Origin of the sequence: Bradyrhizobium sp., from assembly GCF_036009065.1 — a bacterium.
Classification (GTDB): Bacteria; Pseudomonadota; Alphaproteobacteria; order Rhizobiales; family Xanthobacteraceae; genus Bradyrhizobium.
Genome location: NZ_DASYMN010000006.1, coordinates 1 through 23256 on the forward strand (window position 1 = coordinate 1; position 23256 = coordinate 23256).

The 23256-nt window shown below is 67.2% G+C and carries 22 protein-coding genes; 20 read left to right on the forward strand and 2 right to left on the reverse strand.

What is annotated here, in order from left to right; all coding sequences use genetic code 11:
- Together VGP39_RS00095 and VGP39_RS00100 are read left to right on the forward strand one after the other, a co-directional pair.
- Window positions 1–506: ABC transporter permease (locus VGP39_RS00095; protein WP_327566079.1), on the forward strand; the 506-nt coding region annotated here is incomplete at its 5' end.
- 22 nt (window positions 507–528) lie between these two features.
- Complete coding sequence (locus VGP39_RS00100) at window positions 529–1596, forward strand: ABC transporter substrate-binding protein (protein WP_327566080.1); 1068 nt, start codon at window positions 529–531, stop codon at window positions 1594–1596.
- Between the two features lie 264 nt (window positions 1597–1860).
- Here the strand turns inward: VGP39_RS00100 and VGP39_RS00105 are convergent, their stop codons facing one another.
- Window positions 1861–2172 (reverse strand): ABC transporter substrate binding protein, encoded by a 312-nt coding sequence (locus VGP39_RS00105; RefSeq protein ID WP_327566108.1) that lies wholly within the window; start codon window positions 2170–2172, stop codon window positions 1861–1863.
- Between the two features lie 1130 nt (window positions 2173–3302).
- On the opposite strand from VGP39_RS00105, the gene VGP39_RS00110 reads away from it, so the two are divergent.
- From VGP39_RS00110 to VGP39_RS00130, 5 genes are all read left to right on the forward strand, one after another.
- Window positions 3303–3461: a hypothetical protein gene (locus tag VGP39_RS00110; protein WP_414644532.1), complete on the forward strand. Its 159-nt coding sequence runs from the start codon at window positions 3303–3305 to the stop codon at window positions 3459–3461.
- A 300-nt stretch (window positions 3462–3761) separates the two neighbouring features.
- A complete protein-coding gene (locus VGP39_RS00115) occupies window positions 3762–5348 on the forward strand; it encodes a phage tail sheath family protein (RefSeq protein WP_327566081.1) in 1587 nt (528 codons plus the stop codon).
- 17 nt (window positions 5349–5365) lie between these two features.
- Window positions 5366–5866 carry a phage tail protein gene (locus tag VGP39_RS00120; protein ID WP_327566082.1) on the forward strand — a complete coding sequence of 167 codons (501 nt, stop codon included), beginning with the start codon at window positions 5366–5368 and terminating at the stop codon, window positions 5864–5866.
- Window positions 5867–5950: 84 nt separating this feature from the next.
- A complete protein-coding gene (locus VGP39_RS00125; protein ID WP_422652983.1) occupies window positions 5951–6712 on the forward strand; it encodes a hypothetical protein in 762 nt (253 codons plus the stop codon).
- A complete protein-coding gene (locus tag VGP39_RS00130) occupies window positions 6709–6897 on the forward strand; it encodes a hypothetical protein (RefSeq protein ID WP_327566084.1) in 189 nt (62 codons plus the stop codon). The genes VGP39_RS00125 and VGP39_RS00130 overlap by 4 nt, the downstream gene beginning before the upstream one ends.
- Window positions 6898–7142: 245 nt before the next feature.
- On the opposite strand, the gene VGP39_RS00135 is transcribed toward VGP39_RS00130, so the two are convergent.
- Window positions 7143–7421 carry a hypothetical protein gene (locus VGP39_RS00135; RefSeq protein ID WP_327566085.1) on the reverse strand — a complete coding sequence of 93 codons (279 nt, stop codon included), beginning with the start codon at window positions 7419–7421 and terminating at the stop codon, window positions 7143–7145.
- Between VGP39_RS00135 and VGP39_RS00140 the strand changes: the two genes are divergently transcribed.
- From VGP39_RS00140 to VGP39_RS00200, 13 genes are read left to right on the forward strand one after another with little or no spacing between them, the layout of a single operon-like run.
- On the forward strand, window positions 7409–7987 hold the full coding sequence (locus VGP39_RS00140) for a hypothetical protein (RefSeq protein ID WP_327566086.1): 579 nt from the start codon (window positions 7409–7411) through the stop codon (window positions 7985–7987). The two genes, VGP39_RS00135 and VGP39_RS00140, sit on opposite strands and share 13 nt — an antisense overlap.
- A complete protein-coding gene (locus VGP39_RS00145) occupies window positions 7987–9105 on the forward strand; it encodes a Pvc16 family protein (RefSeq protein WP_327566087.1) in 1119 nt (372 codons plus the stop codon). The genes VGP39_RS00140 and VGP39_RS00145 overlap by 1 nt, the downstream gene beginning before the upstream one ends.
- Window positions 9102–11078, forward strand: coding sequence for an ATP-binding protein (locus VGP39_RS00150; protein ID WP_327566088.1), 1977 nt, complete (start codon window positions 9102–9104; stop codon window positions 11076–11078). The genes VGP39_RS00145 and VGP39_RS00150 overlap by 4 nt, the downstream gene beginning before the upstream one ends.
- On the forward strand, window positions 11063–11338 hold the full coding sequence (locus VGP39_RS00155) for a hypothetical protein (protein WP_327566089.1): 276 nt from the start codon (window positions 11063–11065) through the stop codon (window positions 11336–11338). The genes VGP39_RS00150 and VGP39_RS00155 overlap by 16 nt, the downstream gene beginning before the upstream one ends.
- Complete coding sequence (locus VGP39_RS00160) at window positions 11338–12024, forward strand: hypothetical protein (protein WP_327566090.1); 687 nt, start codon at window positions 11338–11340, stop codon at window positions 12022–12024. The genes VGP39_RS00155 and VGP39_RS00160 overlap by 1 nt, the downstream gene beginning before the upstream one ends.
- 12 nt (window positions 12025–12036) lie before the next feature.
- A complete protein-coding gene (locus VGP39_RS00165) occupies window positions 12037–12315 on the forward strand; it encodes a hypothetical protein (protein ID WP_327566091.1) in 279 nt (92 codons plus the stop codon).
- A gap of 10 nt (window positions 12316–12325) precedes the next feature.
- Window positions 12326–13471 (forward strand): hypothetical protein, encoded by a 1146-nt coding sequence (locus VGP39_RS00170; RefSeq protein ID WP_327566092.1) that lies wholly within the window; start codon window positions 12326–12328, stop codon window positions 13469–13471.
- Window positions 13468–14151 carry a phage baseplate assembly protein V gene (locus VGP39_RS00175; protein WP_327566093.1) on the forward strand — a complete coding sequence of 228 codons (684 nt, stop codon included), beginning with the start codon at window positions 13468–13470 and terminating at the stop codon, window positions 14149–14151. Before VGP39_RS00170 ends, VGP39_RS00175 begins: the two co-directional genes overlap by 4 nt.
- 2 nt (window positions 14152–14153) lie before the next feature.
- The gene (locus VGP39_RS00180; RefSeq protein WP_327566094.1) at window positions 14154–14627 is read left to right on the forward strand and encodes a hypothetical protein; all 474 of its coding nucleotides are present in this window, start codon (window positions 14154–14156) and stop codon (window positions 14625–14627) included.
- 11 nt (window positions 14628–14638) lie between these two features.
- On the forward strand, window positions 14639–15040 hold the full coding sequence (locus tag VGP39_RS00185; protein ID WP_327566095.1) for a GPW/gp25 family protein: 402 nt from the start codon (window positions 14639–14641) through the stop codon (window positions 15038–15040).
- Window positions 15037–17427, forward strand: coding sequence for a baseplate J/gp47 family protein (locus VGP39_RS00190; protein ID WP_327566096.1), 2391 nt, complete (start codon window positions 15037–15039; stop codon window positions 17425–17427). The genes VGP39_RS00185 and VGP39_RS00190 overlap by 4 nt, the downstream gene beginning before the upstream one ends.
- Window positions 17424–19952 carry a baseplate J/gp47 family protein gene (locus VGP39_RS00195; RefSeq protein WP_327566097.1) on the forward strand — a complete coding sequence of 843 codons (2529 nt, stop codon included), beginning with the start codon at window positions 17424–17426 and terminating at the stop codon, window positions 19950–19952. The genes VGP39_RS00190 and VGP39_RS00195 overlap by 4 nt, the downstream gene beginning before the upstream one ends.
- Entirely contained in the window at window positions 19949–23251 is a 3303-nt protein-coding gene (locus tag VGP39_RS00200) for a hypothetical protein (protein ID WP_327566098.1), read from the forward strand. Before VGP39_RS00195 ends, VGP39_RS00200 begins: the two co-directional genes overlap by 4 nt.
- Window positions 23252–23256 lie beyond the last annotated feature (5 nt).

A 23256-nucleotide genomic window follows, 5' to 3' on the forward strand; every position in this document is an offset into this window, starting at 1 on the left:
TCATCGAAAAGATCGTCTGGCCCTATATCATCACGCTGCAGACCATCCCGAAGGTCGCGATCGCGCCGCTCCTGATCATCTGGTTCGGTTTCGGGATCGAGTCCAAAATTCTGATCGTGGCGCTGATCTGCTTCTTTCCGATCCTGGTCAATGCGGTCGCCGGCTTCAAGGGCACCGACTCCCGGCAGATCCTGTTGATGAGCGCGATGGACGCGACCACCTGGCAGGTGTTCCGCATGGTGCGGCTGCCGAACGCGGTGCCGTTCCTGATCGCGGGTTTCCAAATTGCGGTGGTGCTGTCGGTGATCGGCGCCGTGATCGGCGAGTTCCTCGGCGCATCGAACGGCCTCGGTGCTCTGATCGTAATCCGGCAGGCCAATATGGACGTGACCGGGGTGTTTTCCGTGCTGGCGATGCTTTCCATCATCGGCCTGTCGATGAATCTCGCCGTCGCCACGCTGTCGCGAAAGCTCGCCTTCTGGTCCGAGACCAGTGTCAAGATCTAGCTCATCCCGAAAGGACACTATCATGTTCAAGAAAGTCGTTATGGCCTCCTGCGTCGCCGCCGGCGCGCTGCTGTGCGGGCTGAACCAGGCCGACGCGCGATCAAAGTCGCTGATCCTGCAGGTCGGATCACAGGTGCCGTCGGTATCCACTCTCTTGATCTACATCGCCGAGAAGGCCGGCTTCCTCGCCGAGGAGGATCTTGATTTCGACGTCCGCTACACGGCGAACGCGCCAACCGCGATGCAACTGGTCGCGGCGGGGAACGCCGATGTCGGCGTCATCACCAACGAGCCGCTGATCCTCGGTTATGACAAGGGCCTGCGCGGCCGGATGTTCCTCGTGCACCAGCGCCCGCTGAACTATTACATCGGCGTGCCCAGCGACTCGCCGATTCAGACCCTTGCCGACCTCAAAGGCAAGAACATCGGTGTTTCCAACATGGGCAGCGCTGCGGTGCCGGTGGTGAAATCGATGATGCAGACGGTGAACGCGGAAGCCGGCAAGGACTATAATTTCGTTCCGTCAGGCATCCTCGACCAGTCGGTCGCCGCCCTGAAGTCGAACCGGGTGGCCGCGGTCGCGCTGTGGGAATCGCAATATGCGGCGTTCGCCCGGATCGGTTATCCGCTGCGCTTCTATCATCACCCCGTACTCGGCAATTTCGGCAACAACGGATTGGTAGCCTCCGAGCAGACCGTCAAGAACAAGCCGGAAGCGCTGTGCTCGCTCGGGCGCTCCTTCATCCGGGCTATCATCTTCGTGCGGGAAAACCCGCTGGCGGCGCTGCGCATCTACTGGTCGGTCAATCCGGCTGCAAAGGACGCAGGCGATCCAGCCGCCGCCGAGGCCAGCGGCCTCCGTGAGATCGAGTACATCATGAAGGGCTATCATGAATACAAGGACGGTCAGAAAGATTTCGGCCGCGTCGACGCCGAAGGCCTGCAGCGCTATGTGCAGATGTACAAGGACGAGGGCGTGTTGAAGGAAATGCCGCCGATCAAGGATTTGTACACCGACCAGTTCGTCGAATGCACCAACAAGGTCGACGCCGCTGCCGTCCGCAAACTTGCTCGGGAATGGAAGAGCTGAATTTGGTCGTCGGGGCAAGACGGTTAGGTGCAAGGCCTACCGACCGCCGACTATGCAAGGACGTCTTCCCGGCTTTCGCCGGGGTACACTTCGTCGAGGCCATCGGCAAAGCGAAGCTGGCGCAGAGCCGCGTACATTCGACGACCGGTGTCCTTGAAACGCGGGCGGGCCCTTGCGTCTGGATCACCCGGTCTAAGATTTTGTTGGAGCGCTCGGTGAGGACCCCAAAGGGGTTCCGAGCGCCACCAGTTGCTGGCAGCAGAGCTATTCGATGACCTTGTCCGCCCGCACCAGGAATAATTCGGGAATCGCAAGCTCGAGCGCTTTTGCGATCTTGAGATTGATCACGAGCTCGAAGCGTACGGGCTGTTGCAGCGGAAGTTCGGCCGGATTCGCGCCCTTGAGAATCTTGTCGACATACACCGCTGATTGACGAACCATTTCACCGACGTTCGGGCCATAGGAGAAGAGCGCACCCGCCTGCGCCCAGGCGCCCCAGCCGCCAGCCAGCGGTATCGATTCTTCGCCGCGAAATCCGCGATGCGCCTTATATTCGCTACGGTTTGCCGCGACGATACTACGTAGAGGGCGTCGACACCCGCTCGCGTGGCGGCGTCGAGCGCAAGGTCGAGATCGCTAGAACTTCGCACCTCGACGAGGTGTAGCTTCACTTCGAGGGCGGCCGCCGCCCGCTCGGCTTCACGCAGCTCATTGTCGACATGATCGGGATTGAACTGGAACGCCAGCCGAGACACGTGTGGCGCCGCCTCCTTGAGGAGTCCCAGCTTGGCCGCACTCTTTGCTAACGACAGTGTCCTCTGGGGGAATCAGAGATTCCAAACTTTGTAGGGTGTACAAGTTGGAGACGTATTCGATCGAACGGATCAGTTCATCCAAACGGGCGGCCGCCCCATCTGCGAGCGGTGCGCTCTTGTGAAGCGCTATAGTATTGCGTAGAGGGACCTTCTCTCGTTTTAGTCAGAGAGCGTCAGCCTTCGCTAAGCCAGCCTAGCTGATTGACGCCAGCGCATCGTCCCTCGCGAAACAACTAGCGTAGCGCGTCGAACAGCTCTCGACCACTCGGCGCTCCCTGGGCCGTTCGGTTCCACCGAAGACGTCCCGCGGCGTCCGTGATGGACGTCCAAGTGCCGATGCAAGGGACACTGAAACAGGCGGGACGGACGAACTAATGCGACCGGTCTTCCGGCCGTCTATCGTCACTCCGTCGCTAAACTGTCGAGGATGGCCATACAACGGGGTTGGAGCGGCGAATGCTCCCACATCGTCAAAAAAGACGCCTTGGTGCCCCTATTTTGTGGTGCACGGCAGTGGTACGCAGACAGCGATCAGGACGTTTGGAAGGCCGTTTTACGGGCATTTTTGACGATTCGATTGTCCAGGCCGGTGAATCCCTCCCTCTCCGCGAAAAAGCACGCGAAACGTCCGGCCAATCGGCAGCTACCGATCGCGTCGGCGCTGCCGGCTCAAAGCTTACAAGTGATTCAACTGGCCTCGGCTTGGGCCGTGAGCGAGCATCCGGCCGCGGCAAGAGCAAGGCTTGCGGCGCTTGCTGCGGCAGATTGTGCCCAATGCCGCCCTTGATGGTTCGGTACGAATATTTGCCCGAGAACATTTTTGCGTAGGCGGCCGTGGCGGCCCGTCACCGTGGAAATTAAAAGCGCCGCAGGAAAGCAGGCTCCGCAGCAGTGATCCGAATACATCGAAAATCCGCCAACGAGATCCATGACGGCGCCACCGAGGTGCGCGAGAATCTCGAACGCGACCGCTCGCTGGGCCACGCCGTCTATGACGAGATGCGGGCGCGTCGCGCTTTTCCGGTTTCGGCTTTTTCATCATGCATTTAACAAACGGCTGCGATCATCGTATGGTTGTTGATCCCAGCCTCGGCATGCACATTGAGCGGCCCGAAAACCGTGACGCGCCGAAGTGACGCAATGCGGACCCGAACAAACGCAGGCGCCGAAAAAATGCCCCCTGTTTGCTGCGGCGTCATGATTTCACGAGGCGACGCCGGCCGCCGGCGAAAAATTTTGCTTTCGCTTGATTTTCATCCAAAACTCATTTCTACTTGCGATTGATCGTGCGTTAAGCTTCCGAACCATCGGTGCGGCCATTGCATGCCGCCGAACACGCGGAGAGCGCCCATGACACCGCTATCGCCCGGCGTATACGTCCTCGAGGTACCGGGCGGGCCACGCGCCATTGAAGGTGCGCTGACCGCGGTGACGATTTTCGTCGGCGAGACCGAGCGCGGTCCGTTGCAGCCCACCGCGGTGCGCAGCCGGCTGGATTATGAGCGCATTTTCGGCGGCTACTTCCGTCATCGCATCGTGGATGCGGATGCAGTGACAGGCGGAGCCAGCGACCTGTCGAAGCTGTTCATGCCGTATGCCATGGACGGCTTCTTCGGCAACGGCGGTCCGCGCGCCTATGTGCTTCGCACCACCGACGATCCCGGCGGCGGCGTGGTGCCCACCGCAGGCGCGGAATTCTCCGACGGCACCAACACGATCCACATCGACGCCGCCTCGCCGGGTGCCTGGGGCAACTTTATCAGCGTCACGGTGCGCGATTCAAGCGACGGCGACGCCACGCGCTTTGCCATCGTGGTCTCCTACCGGGCGCCGGGCGAGGGCGCGGCGGCAGAGGTCGAGGTGTTCGAAGCGCTGTCGATCGATCCGGCGGACGAAAAATATTGCGTCGATATGCTGGTCCGCAGCGGGTTCATCCGCTGGCGCACCGGCGATGTGGCGAGCGCGCGCCTCGGCAGCGCGACCCAGGACCTGGCCGGCGGTGATGGCGGTCAGGGTTCGATCGCTGCCGGCGACTACGGCTCGTTTCTGACCGCCTTGCGCGAGATCGACGACGCCGCGCTCATTGTCGCTGCTTCCGACAAGATGCTGCCGGGCGGCGCAAGCGCCGACGAATACATCACGATCTCGAACGACTTTGTCGATTACGTCTCCAATGAGCGGCCGCAACTCGATCTGTTCTTCGTCGGCGATCTGCCGCGCTTTGCGAGCGAATCCGATCCCGCTGCCGCCGTCGTCGCGCGCGCGCGGGGCACGGTCGCGCCCGGCTCTACCCCAAGCAACTTCTGCGCGATCTATTGGCCGCACATCGTGGTCAGCGATCCGGTCGGCCAGGGCGCCAATCCGCGCATCGTGCTGCCGCCGGCCGGCCATATCGCCGGCCTCTACGGCAGCAACGACGGACGGCGCGGGGTGTGGAAGGCGCCCGCCGGCGTCGAGGTCCGCGTTGCCGGCGCGCTGATGCTCGACTTCAAGGTGCTCGACGTCCATCAGGACGTGTTCAACCCGCTCGGCGTCAATGCGCTGCGCGCCATCCCCAATGCCGGCAACGTGATTTGGGGAACGCGTACCCGCGAGCCGACGTCGCAATGGCGTTACATTCCGGTTCGCCGCACCGCGATGTTCCTTCGCAAGAGCATCTTCAACGGCATCCAGTGGGCGGTGTTCGAGCCGAACGATCAGCCGCTGTGGACCAGCCTGCGCGCGACCATCGGCGCCTTCATGGAGACCCAGTTTCGTAACGGCGCATTCGCGGGCGCGACCTCGCGCGACGCCTACTTCGTCAAATGCGACGCCGACACGACGACCGAGGCGGACCAGGTCCAGGGCATCGTCAACGTTCTGGTGGGCTTCGCGCCGTTGCGTCCGGCGGAATTTGTGATCGTCAAGCTCAGTCAGAAGACGCGGCAGGCCGCGTAGCCGAGGGGGGATGAACGATGCCGATGTTCGCCGTGAATACCCACCGAATCGATCCCTACAGCAATTTCAAGTTTCGGGTCTCGTGGGACAACCAGCCGGTCGCGGGCCTGTCGAAAATGTCGGCGCTCAAGAAGAGCACCGAAGTGACCGAGTGGCGCGCCGCCGCCGACAACTCGATCGTGCGCAAGCTTCCGGGCCGGACCAAGTTCGAGCCGGTCACGCTCGAAGCCGGGCTTTCGCACGACCGCAAATTCCTCGACTGGGCCAATATGGTCAACAACCCGCAGGGCGACCCGGCGGCGTCTCTGCTCAATTACCGCAAGGAAGTCATCGTTCAGGTCCTGAACTTGCAGGGAACGCCGGCGATGCAGTTCAAGCTGTCCCGCGCCTGGGTTTCGGAATTCCAGGCGCTGCCCGAGATGGACGCCAATGCGAATGCGGTAGCGATCCAATCGGTAAAATTCGAGTTCGAGAATTTCGAACTCGATCTGGCGATCACCGAGCCCGCGGAGACTTGATGACTTAGATCTAATGAATTGAACCCAATAAATTGAATCTAATGTTTTTCTGCGCTGCGTGCCGATTGCCTGGGAGTGTTTCGCATGAGTCAAGCTGCAGTCGAGCGAACCAGAAATCCGTTCCGCGGCCTCGAAACCAAGCCCGAGACGGACGCGCCGCGCGCCTCGGCCGCTGACTCCGGCGCGGTGCTCCCGGCGCCTGAACTTAAGCTGCGCGAAATGACCGGCTTCGAGGAAGAAGCGATCGAGCGCGCCGCCGATCAGCCCAACTCGGCCCGCCTGGTCAATGAAGTCCTGGCGCGCTGTCTGGTTGCGCCGGGCGAAGACTACCGCGCGCCGCTCGACCGGATCCGGCGCCTTCTGGTGGCCGACCGGGACGTCGCGCTGGTGCGTCTGCGCCAGATGTCGCTCGGCGATGCGATCGAGAGCGAGGTTGCCTGTCCGTCCTGCGCCGAGACGATGGCGGCGCGCTTTGCGCTTTCCGACCTGCCGCTCGATGTGCCGCGCCCGCCGGAGCGCATCCGTGCTGGCCTGCCGGACGGCCGCGTCGCGGTGATGCGGTTGCCGACGGCGGGCGATCAGGAAGATCTGCTCGATCAAGGGCTCGAATTGGCCGCTGAGCGGCGCACCTTTCTGCTCGCACGCCTGATTCTCGCGATCGACACGGCGGGTCCGTTGACGCCGGACAGCGTCCGCGCGCTCCCGACGCAGGTCCGTTACGCCATCGAAGCCGCAATCGACGACGCGACGCCGGCGCTCGATCTCACCATGGGGGTGACGTGCAATGCGTGCGGCCACGGCTTTTCGGCCCCGCTCGATGTCGACGCTTTTTTTTTCTCGAAATGAGCGCGCGCGCCGGCAATCTCGTCAATGAGGTTCACACGCTCGCCAGCCGCTACCATTGGGCCGAACGCGACATTCTGACGCTGCGGCTCCATCGTCGCCGCGCCTACCTCGCATTGATCGAGCAGGAGGCGGACCGCGCGCTCGTCGCCGGTCTGCTGGGGGCAGAAGATGCCAGGCGGACTTGATAGTGCATCGAGCGCGCCGCTTGCGCCGCGCCGGTCCGGCGGCAGCCCGGTTGCCGGCGCGGCCGGCGCGCTTGCGCTGGTGCCTGGCCCGGTGCGGGCGATTTCGCCGCTGACGCTGCCCGAGGCGGAGACCGCGGCGGTCGCGGCTGCTCTGCGCGAGCAGCCGCGTCGCGCCCCTCCCGCCGCGCGCGCAATCCCGGTTGCGCCCGGGGCTCCGCCGCCCGCAGCCGCTCCGCCGATTGACGCTAAGCAAGAAAGTCTCGGAAGCACGCCGCCGTCGGGCAATCCGATCGAGACCCGACCGCGCCCGCGGCCAACTCGGCGCATTGCGGAAACTCCGGCGCCTGAGCCTTTGCCGGCGAAACGATCCACGCCGTCGCGCCGCGCCAAATCCAGCGATGATGCAGCGCCCGCGCGCGGAACGGCTCCGCCCCGCGCGCGGGTGCCGCCAAGGCCAGCGTCACCCACGCCGCCGGTTGCGGCACCTCCGGCTCCGGCAAGAGCCGTCCCGGTGCGGCCGCCATCAGCTTCGCCAAAGCCCGCCGCCGTCACCGTAAAGCCACCAGCATCGGCAAAACCAGTTCCCGTTGCCGAGCGTCCGCTCATCCTGTCGCGCCGGACAGCGACATTCGCGCCTGCGCCAGAGCAGGAACGCCCGATCCAGCCGCCGCCCGCGCGCCCGCCCGTTGCCGCAACAGAGCGCATCGAAATCCGCAAGGTGGTTCGCGAGGCTGTCACGGTTGCGGCGCAGGGCGCGGCGCGCGCAACACGCGCCACTCCGGAAACCGCCGCCATGAAGGCCGCCGCATCGGACCGCGCGGCGTCCCGAACGATTGTCCGGCCGCAGCGACCGCCGGCAACGCCCCGCGCCCCGGCGCGCGAGAAGCCCAACGCGGTCATGGCGGCGCGGCCAGCGGCCGTGCCGCAGCGGCCTGTCGCCGTGGCCGCCGCGCCGCGCATCTCGATCGAGATTGGGCGCATCGACATCACGGCCCGGCAGCCGCCGAAGCCCGTGTCGCGCGCGCTGTCGCGCGTGCGCGCGCCGCGCAGTCATTCGATCGATCCCGGCCTCCGCAGCGGAGGCTATTGATGGCGCTGTTCAACAATCTGCATGATGTCGGCACGGCGCTGTCGGACATCCTCCGCGACCGGATCAACCCGATGCTCGAGGTACTGCCGGGACCGCCGCTGCAGAATCCGACCGGCACCGCGGAGGCGATCCGCGTCACGTTGCTTTGGATCACGCCGCAACCGACGCACCGCAACGATCCGTGGGAGCCGCGGCCGAACGGACAGCTGACCCCACCGCCGCTCTCGCTTTCGGGCTTTTACTTGACGACGGCCTACGGCACGACACCCGCGAACGACCCACAGCAGGCCTACAACCTCCTCGGCGAGGTGCTGCGCGTGTTCGACGCCGAGCCGCGCATCCGGCTGCCCGATCCGGCGGCGGCGGTCGGGAATGGCGCGATCGGCATCACGCTGGTGCCGACCGCCGCCGATCTGATGGAAAAGGTCTATACGCCGTTGCAGATGCCGCATCGGCCGTGGGCGCTGTTCGAGGTCGGACCGATTCAGCTCGTCAGCCGCCTGCAGCCCGGGCCCGAACCGGCGCTGGTTCACCCTGGCGGCATCCGGCTCGGGCAGTTGACGGTTGGCGCGCCGCCCGAGATCGAATCGATTCTCCCCTCGCCCGCCGGGGTCGGCGGACGCATCCGCATCGATGCCCGCTATACCGGCGCCGCGCAGGCGGTGCGCATCGGCAGCGAAGAAATCGCCGCCGCGGCGTTCGTGCTCGCCGAGCCAAGCGGGCCGATCGTGCTCACGCTGCCGCCGGCCGTCGACGCCGGCGAATACGACGTAAGCCTGCGTGTCGCCGGCACATGGTCGCGCCCCGCCACGCTCACGATACGCGACGCGACGGTCTCCTCAGCCGATGCACCGGCCCAGTTGGTGCATTCGGTCGCCGCCGATCTGGTGATCGACGGCCGCGCGCTCGCGGCCACGACCGCGGTTTTCGCGTGGCCTAACGCCGGCGTAACGTCGCCGGCCGACGTCGCGACATTGGCGCCGGGCGCGGTGGCGGCGACGCAGGTCACCGTTTCGGCCGCGGCGCTCACCGCACTTGCCGGACGCGATATGCGGCTGGCGCTGCGGGTCTCGACGCACCGTTTCACACCCTTCATCCGCCTGAGATTTACGCCATGAAAATGCTCGACGAGCAGGCCCTGGCGATTGCGCGAGATCTGGCGCATCTCGGCGCGCGCTCGGCGCTGGCGACGCCCGCCGCGACCGTCGTCAGCGGCGAGGACGGCTGGCCGGCCGAGACCGACGCCTGGGCCGCGCTCGGGCGCGCCATGAGCGAGTGCGAGGCGCGCTGGCCCGACGATGCCGGCGATGCCGTCGCGCTCGAGCAGTGGCTGATTGTGCTCGCCGCCGCCGCCGAACTTTATCCGGACGCCGCGGCGGCGCTCTCGATCGTCGCCGAGGATGAGCGGCTCTCGCTGCTGACCCCCGTCACCTTTGCGCGGTTGATGCGGGCCGCCGGACGCGCGACGTTCCGCGCCGCGCTCGCCTGCGCGTTCGAGGGTGGCGTGCCGGGACGCTACGGTCTGATCGACGTGGTGGAGACCGTGAGCGGGCGGCCGACCACGCATCGCGGCCTGCGCCTTGCTCCGAAGGCGCTCGCCGCGCTCGTCGCCGGCCAGACCATTGCCAGCATCGGGCTCGCGCTCGAAAGCGAGGCTGCGGCGCCTCCGGTTTTCTCCGAGCCCCTGGTCAAGGGCGCGGTCGCCCTGCTGGTCGAACGCGGGACGCTATGGCTGCGGGCGGCGTCGGCGCGCGCCGGCCGGCAGCTGGCGCTCGACGTAGCGGGTACGTTGCGGCTGCCGGCGCTGTTCCTCAAGCCGGGCGGAGATTTGCCGCAGCCGCACGAACTCGGCCACGTCAAGGACGGTCTGCTCGTGCTCGACCTGCACGCCCGCGCCGACGGGCGCGAGCTTCCGCTCGGCTGGATCGAGCGCGTCGCTGCGGCCGCCGGCCGGCTCATCGTGGTCGCGGATGCGCGCACCGAGAGCGGGCCGTTCGCCGGCCTGAACGTGCCGCGCATCGGCGCGGCGGAAGCCGCGCGAGTGTGGGCGCAGGCGCCGCTGTCGGAGGCGGAACGTGCGGTACTCGCGGCGAGCTTCCCCGTCACGCTGCTTGAATTGCGCGCGGCCTTGCGCGACGCGCGCAACGTCGCCCGCGCCGCCCGCACCAACGGCCATTCCGAACCGGAACCGGATGCCGCCGCGCTGCGCCGCGCGATGCTCGCCGAAGGCGCCCGCCGCATGGGCCGGTTCGTGACCCGTATCGAGACGGACACGGATCTCACGCGGCTGGTGTTGCCCGCCACGCTCAAGGAGAGGCTGCGCGACATCGTCGCCTGGCCGAAGGCAAGCCCGCGCGTCTATGGCGAGATGGGCGTCGCGCCTGACGGCCGCATGGGGCGGGGATTGATTACGCTGTTCTCGGGTCCGCCCGGCACCGGCAAGACTTACGCCGCCCAGTGCGTCGCCGCCGCGCTCGGGCTCAATCTCTATCGGGTGGATTTGAGCCAGGTGGTTTCGAAATGGATCGGCGAGACCGAAAAGGCGCTCGCGCAGGTATTCGACGAGGCGGAAGCCGGGCACGGCATCCTGCTGTTTGACGAAGCCGACGCGTTGTTCGGCAAGCGCTCCGAGGTCAAGGACGCGCATGACCGCTACGCCAATATCGAGGTCGGGTTTCTGCTGCAGCGGGTCGAGAGTTTCGACGGCATCCTGATCCTGGCGACCAATCTGCGCAACCACCTCGACGGGGCGTTTATGCGCCGTATCCATGTGACGGTGGACTTTCCGATGCCCGACGCGAGCGCGCGGCGCAGGCTATGGGAGCAGTCGCTCGCATCGCCCCGTTTCCGCGGCCCCGATCTCGATGTTCCGCTGTTCGCCGGTCAGTTCCGTCTCTCCGGCGGCAGCATCAAGTCGATCGCGATCGCGGCCGCGCATCTTGCCGCCGCCGAGGATGACGGCCGGGTCTGGGCGCGCCATGTCGCGCGCGCCACGCTCCGCGAACTCGAAAAGAACGGACAGTCGCGCGGCGCCGCCGAATTCGGTCCGCTCTCCCACTTCATGCCGGAGGAGACATGGACGCCGAACTGACCTTGAAGATCGGCCGCATCGCGCTGGACGTCGACGCCGACGAGCGCGCCGGCGCAATGGCGAGCGCGCAGTTGCGCGCGGCGTTCGAGATCCTGGCCAAGCGCCTCTCGGCATCGCCGTTCGGCCGCTCGCTCGCGGTGCAACGCATCGTGATCGAGCGGCTCGAACTCGGCGCCATGGCGGCCGACGAGATACTCTCCGCGCGCGGAGCCGAGCGCATCGCCGACGATCTCTATCGGCGCATCACGGGAGGCCAGTGATGGTCGAGAGCACCAATTTCCTCAAGGGCGCGTTCGCCGCTTGCGATCCGGAGGACTCTTCCAAGCCCGCGCAGATCATTCCTTTTCGGTTCAACCCGGAGGCGCTGTCGCGACAGTTGAGTGTGGAGCGCGGCCAAGGCGGCGGCGGAGCGTCGGGTGCCGCGCCCGCGCAGGGCGCAGGCACCGGGAACAACAGTCAGGGCGCCGACGCCGATGCCGGCGCGCTGAAGGAAAGCTTCTCGGTTCTAGTCCGCCTCGACCTCGCCGACCGGGTCGAAGCAGGGCCGAGCGGGATCAATCGCAATCTCGGCATACTACCCGAAATCTCCGCGCTCGAAGACCTGATGTATCCGGTCGACAGCCAGGCTCAGCACGCCTCCGATGGCACCGAAGCCACCCAGGCGCGCGCCAAGCGTCCGCTCGTTCTGTTCGTCTGGGGCGAGAAGCGCGTCGTCCCGGTCAAGATCACTGCGATGACGATCAATGAGACCTTCTACAACGCCGCGCTTTATCCGATCCGTGCTGAGATCGAGATCAGTCTCGAAGTCCTCACCGAGCAGGACGCGCGCGACAACACGCGCGTGCGCTCCTCGCTCAATTTCACCGGCAAGAACCGGCGCGACATGGCCAATCTCTATTTCGCCAACGTCGGCCAGACCGACGTAACGCTGCCGCCGCCGTCCTAGAGGATTGCTCGCATGTCGATTGATCGCACCAGCCGCTACGTCAGGACCGAGCGCACCAGCGTGGTCCTGGCCGACGGCGAGATGGCGGAACTGCTGGCGCTCCGCGACATCCCGCGGACCGACGGGGTTTTCTATGCCACGCCCGACGCCACCGACCGCCTCGATCTACTGGCATACCGCTACTACCGCGACCCGATGAAATTCTGGCGCATCTGCGACGCCGCGCCCGAGATGGATCCGTTCGACGTGATGGCGCCGGGCGAACGGTTGCTGATCCCGCCCAACAAGTGAAGGAGACGCCGTGGCGACCGCGCAAGTCAGCGTCCTGATCGACAGCGAACGCCTCGACGGCGCGCTGATCGACGCGCTCGCGCGGCTGGAGCTGCGCGAGAGCGATGCCGAGCCCGGCATCGCGACGCTGCGCTTCAAACTGGTGCAGCGGCCGAATGGCGAATACACGCCGATCGACGATCCGCTGTTCGCCGCCGGCGCCAAGCTCGCGGTCGAGATCGGTGCGCCCGGCGGCAATCCGTTGCGGTTGTTCGATGGGTTCGTCACCCATGTGCGTCCGCATTTCGAGGAGATCGAGACCAATTGCTATGTCGAGGTGATCGGCATGGACGCCGCCGTGCTGATGGACGCCGAGGAACGCGCCGCCACCTATCCCAACGTCTCCGACAAGGACGCGGCCGCCGAAATCCTCGGCCGCTATTCCATTCCGCTGGTCGCCGACGACACAGATGCGCGCTGGGACGAGGACCATCAACTGCTTACCCAACGGGCGACCGACTGGTCGTTCCTGAAGCGGCTTGCCCGGCGCAACGGGTTCGCCTGCTATCTCGAATATGACGAGTCCAAGGGCGGCGTGGCCGCCTACTTCCGCAAGCCCGCGCGCACCGACAATCCGCAACCCGATCTGACCATCCAGCGCGACAACGCCAATCTCCGCTGGCTCGATTTGCAGTTCACCATGACCGGCCCTGTCGCCACGGGCGGCGCCGCGATCGATCCGGTGCGCAAGCGGCTGGTGCGCGGGAACGGCGGTTCGGATGCCGAGCCCGCCGCGGGCGATGACGCGGCTGCGGAGATCGAGGGCGGGCTGACCGATGCCGGCGCTTCGGCAGCGACCGCATTGCTGCGCGACGCCCAACCCGACGATGCCGCGATCGCCGCGGAGGGCAGGGCTGCGACCGATCGCGTCCGCCAGGCCGTCGAGGCGCGCGGCGAACTCGATCCCGCGCTCTATCGCGGGCTGTTGCGCTCGCGGCGGCCGGTCCTCGTCAAGGGCGTGGGAGCGCGATTCTCCGGCACCTATTATGTAAGCGCGGTGCGCACCGTGCTCGATCAGGGCGAACTGACGCAGACCTTCATCGCCACCCGCAATGCGCTTGGTCAATCCGGGTCGGAATCCTTCGGCCAGAGCGCGGAGGAGGTTCCGCCCGCATGACCCTCGAAGAACTCATCGTGCAGTTTCAGGACCGCATCCAGGATCGCTTCTTTGGAAAATACGAAGCGGTGGTCGAGGACGTCGACGACCCGCTCGGCATCGGACGCATCCGGGTCACCGTTCCGGCGGTGCTGGGCGAGAGCGTTCTGTCGGGCTGGGCGCTGCCGTGCGCGCCGTTCGGCGGCGGCAAGGACCGCGGAATGCTGTTCCTGCCGGAGGTGAAGGATACCGTCTGGGTCGAGTTTGCGGCGGGCGATGTGAGCCGTCCGATCTGGGCGGGCGCGTTCTGGGGCGCGCCGGAAAGCGCGGGCGGCCAGGACGATCTTGCCAAGGAAACCGGCGCCGAGGTGCCGACCTCGGAGGACAAGCCAGCCAAGGCCGGACATCTGGTGCTGCGCACCAAGTCCGGTCATCGCATCGCGTTCGACGATGAAGGCGGCCTGCTCATCATCGCCAACGGCGCCGCCAAGGCCGAGGTGCGCATCGAGAAGAACGGCGAAGTCATCATCAAGGCCGACAAGATCAAGCTCGGCGCCGACGCCAGCGAGGCGTTGATCAAAGGCAATGCGTTCAAGGACTTTTTCAATCAGCACACGCATCCGACCGGGGTCGGGCCTTCGGGCCCGCCGACCAATCCGATGATGCCCAGTCATCTCAGTTCGAAGAGCTTTACGGAGTGAACATGGCGCTGGTGCCCGGCAACCTCGCAACCCAGCTCGAGAACGGATGGATGGTCGCCGAAGGCGGCAGCTATCCGCAGAACCCGCTGCAATCGGGCCAGCGTTTCGCCGCCGCAGTCTCGACGTGGTTTTCCGCCGCGCAGGCCAACGGCTTTCCCTGCGCGACCGCGAAAGCGCGCGAGGGACAGCTTGCGGCGCAAGCCGCGGCCGCCTTCCAGGTGATGAGCGCGCCCGCTGCGGGTGCCCAGCTGGCGCTCGCGGTTGCGGCCTATTACGCGGGCCAAAGTTTTGGCGCCGGCGTCGCGACTTATCCGGCCGCGGTCTCGGCCGGCACCGCGACGTTCTCGCAGGTCTTCGCCGACCTCAATTCGCCGATCGCGGCGCGCGCACAGCAGATGGCGAGCGCATGCCAGATCATGGCGGTCTCGACCATCGTCACGTTCCCGCTGCCGCTCACGCCCAGCCCGATCATGTGAGGGAGAAGCCGATGCCAGCTCTGTTCGTACGCGAGCCGTTCGGGTTCGGGGCCATGAAGCCGGCCACCGCGGCGGCTGCGCCGTTGCGCAACGGCGTCGCGCTGACCGACGATCCCGACCGTCACCTGCGCGACAAGATCATCGCGGTGCTGTTCACCGCGCCGGGCGAGCGCGTCAACGCGCCCCGTTTCGGCGCCGGCCTCAATCGCGCGACCTTCGAGGGCCTCAACCCGCTTACCGTGACGGCGATCGAATACCGCGTCACCGAAGGCTTGCGCCGCGACGTAGGCGACGAGATCATCGTCGAGGGCATCGACATCTCGACGGAACCCGCGGCGGGCGAACTCCTGCTCGTCATCACCTATCGCAGAAGAGAGGACCGGATCGCCCGCACGCTCCGGATCGAGTTGTGAGCACAAGCTTTCTGACATGGGATGACGCGACGCTCGACGCCACGCGCTGGCAGGGTATCGAATACCTGTCGTTCGTGCACGGCGATCCCTCGATCGTCACCGTGCATCTGGCACGGCCGGCGTCCGGCATCCTGGTCAACCATGTGGTGGTCGAGGGCGGCGAGTCGCTGACCGATCTGCAGCACACGGTCGCCGTCACCAACGGCTCCGACCTCATCACGGTGAGCTTTCCCGACCGCGGCGATTATTCGCCCTACACCATCCGCCTGCTGTCGGGCGGCAACGATCCGCTGCATCCCTTTTTCGATCGCGCAGGCTTCTCATTTTATATCGATTGCCCGGCGGGGGACTGCCGGCCGTTGACGGTGCGGCCGGAGAAGCCGCCGCGTCCGCGACCGGCGGTCGATCTCGCCACCAAGGACTATCGCGGCTTTGTGCAGATGCTCGGCGACTGGGTCGCGGCGAGCAATCCTTCGGTCACCGATCTTTCGCCCGCGAGCTTCGAGCGCATGCTGCTCGAACTGCTGGCGCATCACGCCGATCATCTGAGCTATTATCAGGACCGCGTGTTCAACGAGGCGTTCGTCGCCACCGCGCGCGAGCGCCATGCGCTGCGCCAGCACGGCATGCTGCTGGGTTACCGGCTCGACGAAGGCGAGGCCGCGCGCACCGTTCTTTCATTCGCAGTGGCGCAGTCCGGCGTGCTGCCGGCCGGCGTCGCGGTCGAACTCGCGGGCGCGCCGGGCGAAATGGCGCTGGTCTATGTCACGGAAGCGCAGATGCGTCTCGATCCCGCGCACAATGCGGAGGCGATGAAGCCCGCCGCCTGGCCGGGCGCGTCCAGCGCGGAAATTCCCGTCGGCGCCACCGAACTGCTGCTGCTGGGACACGGGCTCGGCCTCGCGCCGGGGCAGCGGCTTGCGTTTTCGTTCGCGCGCGCGACGGAGCTGGTGACGCTCACTGCCGCCGATGAGGTGAGTCTCGCCGGTTGGAGCGCACTGCCGATAGATCCGCCAACGGTGGCGCCGGCCGACGTCACCCGCATCCGCTGGCTGGAGCCGCTTACTTCGGCGCTGGCGCCCTGGCGCGGGAAGCTGATCATTTCTGGCAATCTGGTCGATGCGGTTCACGGCGCGCCGCGCAGCGCCGTCGTCAGCCCCAATCCTCCCAGCGGCAGCGTTATCGCGATCGAGCTGAACCGGCGCAATGCGATCGTTGCGCCGCGCCTGCTGGCCGATGGCTCGGTGACCTGGTATCTGCGCGCGCTGGCGCTGCCCGATGCGCCGATCGTGTTCGAGCGGCGCTCCGATGGCGGCAGCGTGCCGGCATTGACCGTGACAGTGGCGGGCGAAGTCTGGTCGCGCGAGCCGCATTTGTGGGCCTCGCACTCCTACGATCATCACTATGTCGCCGAGACTGACCAGACCGGGCAGCTGTGGCTCCAGTTCGGCGACGACGTGCATGGCCGCGCGATCCCGGTCGGCCGCCAGCACGGCGACCCCTACACTTACACGCCGCTGATCGAGATCGGCCTCGCCTACCGGCTCGGCGCGACCGGCGCCGGCAATTGCGCCGCCGAAACGCTCAGCCACGTGGTGCCGGCCGAGGCCGGCTCGCCGCTGCGCGACGCGCTCAACGGGCTCGGCGTTGGCAGCGTCACCAACGTCGTTCCGGGCAGCGGCGGACGCGCGCCCGAAAGCGAGGACAAGGCGCGTTTCGCGATTCCCGACTCGCTGCATCACGGCCCACTGCAGCGCGCCGTGACTCTCGCCGATTACGCCGAGGCCGCCACCATGGTGCCCGGGGTGGCGCGCGCGGCCGCGCGGGCGCTCGACGGCGTGTTCAACACGGTCATGATTCTGGTCGATCCGAAGGGGCAGGGCGATCTCGATCCCGCGCTGGCTGTTGCGGTCTACGACCATATCGACCGGCTGCGCATGGCCGGGCGCGAGCATATCGTGCGCGCGCCCGACTACATCCCGCTGCGGGTCGAGCTTGCGATCTGCGTCGAGCCAGGCCAGTTGCGTCATGCGGTTCGCGACCGGGTGCTCGCCGCGCTGCGGCCAGGCGATGCCGACCGTCGCGGCTGGTTCCATCCCGATCTCCTCGAATTCGGAAAGGATCTGATCCTCGGCGATCTGCTCGCCTTCGTGCAGGCCATTCCGGGCGTCCGCTCGGTGAAGGCGTTGGCGTTCCGCGCGCTCGACGACCCGAGCGCGGTGCAGGTAGTGGATCGCATCCTCGTCGCGCCGACCGAGGTGGCGCGGCTCGACGGGGACGATAACCGCCCGGAGAACGGTGTGCTCAAAGTCTGGGTGGTCGGTCTCGACCTCGCCGACGAGGGCGCCTTCGATCTCGGCGGTCCGGCCCCGGAGGTGGCGTCATGAGCCGTCCCCCGCGTCCCGCCTTCCGCAATTCTCCCGCCGCCGACCAGCCGGGCCGGTTCGACTACCTGCCGCTGGAATACGCCGACTTCCTCGATCTTGCGGTCGACCTGGCGCGCGAAGAAGCCGGCATTGCGCTGCCGACCGGCGACAGCGACGTGACGCGCACGCTGATCGAAATGCCGGCGCTGCTGGCGCATGTTCTGGCGACATATCAGGATCTGTATGCGCGCGAGTCCTTCCTGTCGACCGCGCGGACCGCGCGCGGCCTGATACGCCACGCACGCAGGCTGGCCTATGAACCCGACGGCGGTCTTGCGGCCACCGGCCATGTCCGCCTCGTGGTGAAGGACGGGCTCGCGGGCACCGTGCCGGCGGGCTTCGCGCTGGGATCGTCGCCATTGGGCGACGTCAAGGCGCAGACCTTCGAAACGCTGGCGCCGCTCGACGTCGATGCGCGCTGGAACGCGATACTGCCCGCCGCCGCGACGATTCCGATGAGCTTCGCGTTTGCGGGGGGGCAGGTCGCAATGCCGCTCGCCGGCACCGATCTCCGCCTTGAGATCGGCGAGGTGGTGCTGCTTGAAGGCCCGGCCATTTTGGAGCCCTTCCGCGTCGTCGCGGTCGCCGAGAATACCGCCGCGAGCGAAACCGTCGTGACCCTGGCGACATTGGCGGGCCTTCCGGCCTTGCCGCCGGCGGACGCAGCGGCGCATGCCTATCGTCTGCTTGCCAAGCCGGCCGCCGATCTGCGCGTGTTCGGCTGGAACGCCGATCCGGTTCTATTCCCGCCGGCGAACGTCGCGGCGGTCGCGGTATACACCCCGCCTCCCGTCGGAGATTTGGCCAGCAAGCGCTACGGCTATGACGTGACAGCCGATTTTGGCGCTCTCACCTCGCGCCTGATGCTGGCGGATGCGGTTGAAGAACCGCTCAAAGGGCAACCCATCGTGATGTTCGCCGGCACCACCGCGGAGGCCTTTGTTGTCGCCGACGAAGGCCCGGCCACGGTGGCGTTACGCCGGGGCGAAGTGGTCTCCTCCCCCGTTGTAAGCACCGAAGACGGCGCAGTCACGATCGAATCGGGCACAGCCATCGTCGAATCATCGATCTCGGCCACGGTGACGGCGCTGACGCTGAAAAGCGTCACCGGCACCGCGAAAACCTGGAGCACATTCCCGATCCGCAGCCGCGTGCTGGGGCGCTGGCGGCAGCAAATCCCGGTTGCCGCGACGCGACCGAACCCGGCCGCCGTCTCGCAGCCGCTGGTGGTCGCGGCCGATCTTGCAGGCATGCGGCCGGGTCGCAGTCTCGCGTTGAGCAGTCTCGATGAGGCGCGCGTGCAGGTCGCGACTCTCACCCGCTTCACCACCGATCCCGCGACCGGCACCAGCACCGTCGAATTCCAGATGCAGAAGCCCGATGTGGTGCCGGCATGGACGTTGGGCGATCTCCAGATTTTCGGAAACGTCGCGCGCATCTCCCATGGCGAAACCGTTGACGAGGTGCTTGGCGGTTCCGATGGCGTCTCGGCGTTCCAGCGCTTCTCCCTGAAAAAGCCGGGCGTGACGGCGGTGCCCGGCGCGACGGGCGGCGAGCTCGCGCTCAAGGTCTGGGTTGGCGGCGTGCGCTGGAAGCGCGTCGAGGATTTCCACGCCGCCATCTCGACGGATCGCATTTATCGCATCGAGCGCAACCAGGATGGCGGCGTCGAGGTCATCTTCGGCGGCGAAGGCAAGGGCGCCATCCCGCCCGCCGGCAAGAAGAACGTGACCGCGACCTATCGGGTCGGGCTTGGGGCCGACGGCAATGTCGACCGCGGTCGCGTCGCGCGCGTCAAGAAGCCGGCGCCGATCCTCCAGCGCGCGACCAATCCGAAGCCGATTTCCGGCGGTGCGGCCGCGGCGGGCATCGAAGACATCCGCACGCAGTCGACACGCTTCATCCGCACCTTCGACCGCGCGGTCTCGGTGCAGGATCATGCCGACCTCGCGCTGCTGTTCCCCGGCGTCGTCCGCGCGGCGGCGCGCTGGAGCGACGATGCCGGCATCGAGCTCGTGGTCGCGACCGCCGCCGGCATCGCGCCGGAAGCGATCGACGCGATGCGCGCGTTCATGGATGCGCGGCGCGACACGTCGGTCCGCTTGACCGTGCACGGCCCGCTTCCCGTTGACGTCCTGCTCTCCCTCGTGGTCACGCGCGATCCCGCGTTCCTCAAGGCAACGGTGCAGGATGCGGTGCGCGAAGCGCTGCTTGGCGATGACGAACTGGCGCCCGGCCTGTTCTCCTTCGCGCAGCGCGGGTTCGGCGAGGCGGTGCCGCTCTCGGCGGTGTATCAGGCGGCCGATCGCGCCGCCGGCGTCATCGCGGTCCGCGTCATCGGCTTCGACATCGCTCCGGGCACCGCCGCGCGCGACCTGGTCCGGGCAACCGCGCGGCAGTGGCTGCGGCTGCCGCAGCACAATCTCGAAATCACGGTCGCGACCGAGCCTGACATCGTCGCAACCATCGTCGGGGAGGATGCATGAGTTATCCGTTCGACCCCGACACCAGGGATTACGTGGCGCGCCTGCTCTACGACAGGATTCCCGCGCTCTATAAGCTCGCCGATCAGCGCGCCGCGCAGGACGTTTCGCCGCATCGACCGGAACTCGAGGATTTCGTCCGCGTGCTTGCAGGGCCGCTGGCAGTGCTGCGCCAATCGATCGAGGAAAGCTACGCCGATCTCTTCATCGACTCGGCGAACGACTGGATTCTGCCCTACCTCGCCGACATGGTCGGCACCCGCCTGATCTTTCCGGAATCGGACGCGAATCGGCGCGACGTGCGCGGCACCGTCGGCTGGCGTCGGCGCAAGGGCACGCCGCGCATGCTGCGCGATCTCGGCGGCGATCTAACCGGCGAACTCGTAGTGACGCAGGAGGGCTGGAAGCGCGTCCAGCTCGCGCAGGATCTCGATCTGCTGCGCAGCGAGCGCCTGGTGCCCGATCTCAGGCCGCCGTCGATCGCCGAACGTGGATACGGCCCGCTCGATGCACTGATGCACGCGGTAGATCCGCGCGCCATCTCGCTGCGCACCGGAAAATATCATCCCAAGCACGTGGTGCATTGGGTTCATCCGACGGCGCTGTTTCCGCTGGCTTATGGAACGCCCGCCGACCTGACCGAAGCCGGCGATCCCGATCTGCGTTACGCCTTCCACCCCCTCGGCGCCCAAATGCCGCTGCGCTGCCGCGCCACCGGCGCCGACGATGTTCTGGCGACCGACCGCGTTCCGCCGATGATCTTCGCCGAATCTCCCGGCGACTGGTTCGGCCGCGACGGCCGGTTCGACGTGCGGATCTGCGGCCTCTCCGCGGCCATCGGCACCCCGGCCCAGACCATCAGGGCGCTGGTGCGGACGACGGCCGATCCGGCGATTCTCGCCGGCACCGTCACGCTCGGTCTGCTCGAGCATGACAGCCGCGCCTTCAGCGGGGCGGTGCGGGTCGAACTGGCCGCGGTGCCGTTTCCCGGGCCGAACCTGCCGAACATCGCAGGCGCGCAAATCCGCGCACGTCTCGATATTTCCGCAGCCGGCGCGGGACCGTCGGTGGCGGTTTCGGTCGGCGCGTTTCCAGCCGGCGCCATCGCGATGATCTGCCTTACCGCAGTGGGAGCGGTAGGGCGGCGCTTCCCCGGCGCGGTGATCGAGATTGCAAGCGGCGCCGCGGGCGCGCTGCTCGGTGCCACCGCCGAGGAGCCGGCGCGCGACGGTTTTCTGCGCGGCGCGCTGGTGGTGCGGCTTCCGCCGACCCGGATCAATGGGCAGCGCTGGTTCTATCTTGCAAGCGACGGCTCGCTGTTTGAAGCGCAGTCCGCCGCAACCGGAGCGGTCGACGTCGGCGGAACGCTCGTCAACGGAATCCTCGGCTTCGACGAAGCCAACCGCCGCACCGTCGGCCCGGGCCCGGCCTGGCCGCCGCTGCCGAGCACTTCCGATATCAACCCATGGCCGCATCTGCCGGCGGCGCCCTATGCCGGCCCCGTCGTCGCGCATGGCGGAGAGGTGTTGCGGAGCACGGGCCCCGGCGTATTCGCCCCCGTCCCGGCGGGCACCGCGTGCGCGCTCGCCTTCGCGCTGAGCTGGTTCGCCAACGGCCGCACCTTCGCGCCGATGCTACGGCTCTCATGGACTGGGAGCAGCCCGGCGGCGGCGGTCTGGGCGCCGCTCGGCGATGACGGACGCACGATCGACGCGGGCGGAGATCCGATCACCGTTGCGAGCCGGTTCTCGGCGCTCGGCGCGATCGTGGCCGAGGGCCACTCCGAGCTTGCGCTCGCGGTGCGCTTCGAATGTAGCGATACCGCCGCCGTTATGACGGCCGGCGAAACCGCATTTACGTCGATCGACGGCGCCTCCGTGCTGATTCACGCGCCCGACATGGCCGTGGATGCCGTGGTGCCGGATCCGGCCTGGCCGATCGATCCGGCCTTCGCGGCGGCCGGTCCCTCGCTCAGCGTCGGCCGCGACGGCTCAGCCTGGCGCACCGGCACGACCTCGCTGCGTCGCCGCGCGCTGGGCGCGGTCATGCCGCTGCGCACGCCCGCGGCGCTGCGCCGCCGCCGGGTCTTTGGCCGCACGCTCTGCGGCTGGCGCAATGAGGTTCCCCCGCTGCAAATGTTGGCCGGGACGCTGCCCGGCCGCATCGATATCGACGTCGCGCACGGCCTGTTCGCCCTGGCGCTCGCCGATCCGCCGCAAAGCCTGCCGCAGGGACCGGCCGGCGCGCCTCCGCCCGCGCTGTCGGTGGCGTGGCAGGAAGGCTATTCGGCCCATGTCGGCGCACGCTCGGACGCGCGCGAGCCGCTGCTCGGCGCGCGGCTGCCGACGCCGACCCGTCTGGTCTCGGCATCGGGAGCGCTCGCGCCCGATGCGCCCGCGACGCGGCTTTCGCTTCCGGTCCATCGCACGCTGGGCGAAGCCTTCAACGCGATCGCCGCCGCGGCACTGCCCGACGAAGTGATCGAGTTTCAGGATTCGTCCACCTACGCGGCGGAAGCCTTGGCATGGCCGGCCACGCCGCAGCACCTCACCGTGCAAGCGGCCGAGCGCGTGCGGCCGGTCGTGATCGTCCACAGCTGGAATGCCGGCGCCGCGCGCTATCGCTCGCTCGGCATCAGCGGGATCGCGTGGCACTTCGAGGCCGCCGGCGATTTCGCCGTTCCGCCTGCCGATACAATTTCGTTCAACCTGAACAGCGTGCTGCGTCCCGATGCGCGCCTCGTCTTTGAGCTGACCGACGTCGCCGATCGCGGCGCCGTCACGGTTTCGCGCTCGCTGACCGGCGGCCTGCAGCTCGCCTCGAGCGGCGACCTGATCGTGCATGACAGCGTGATCGACACCGGTGCGGGCTCGAACCTTCCGGCGATCGAGACTGCTGACGGCGAACTCGGGATCGAGCGCGCGACTGTCTGGGGCGCCGTCAATGTGCGCGTGCTTGAAGCATCCGAAACGATCTTCGTCGACGACGTGACCGTTGAGGATCGTTTCCACGGCTGCATCCGCTACAGCCGCGTCACCGGCGCATCGATCACTAAGCTGCCGCGTCAGCATCGCCTCGCGGTCGACACGCGCGTGCGTTTCGCCGCGCTCGACCGGCACAATCCGGCGCATGCAAGGCTTTTGGAAAATTGCGATCGCGCGGTTCTCGCCGGCGCCGAGGATGGCGGCGAGATGGGTGCGTTCCACGATACCAGGCTGGCCCAGATCTACGAGGCATACCGGCGCCGGCTGATCGGATACACGCCGGCGGGTCTCGTATCCGGCGTCGTCCGCCTCGATTGAGGGAG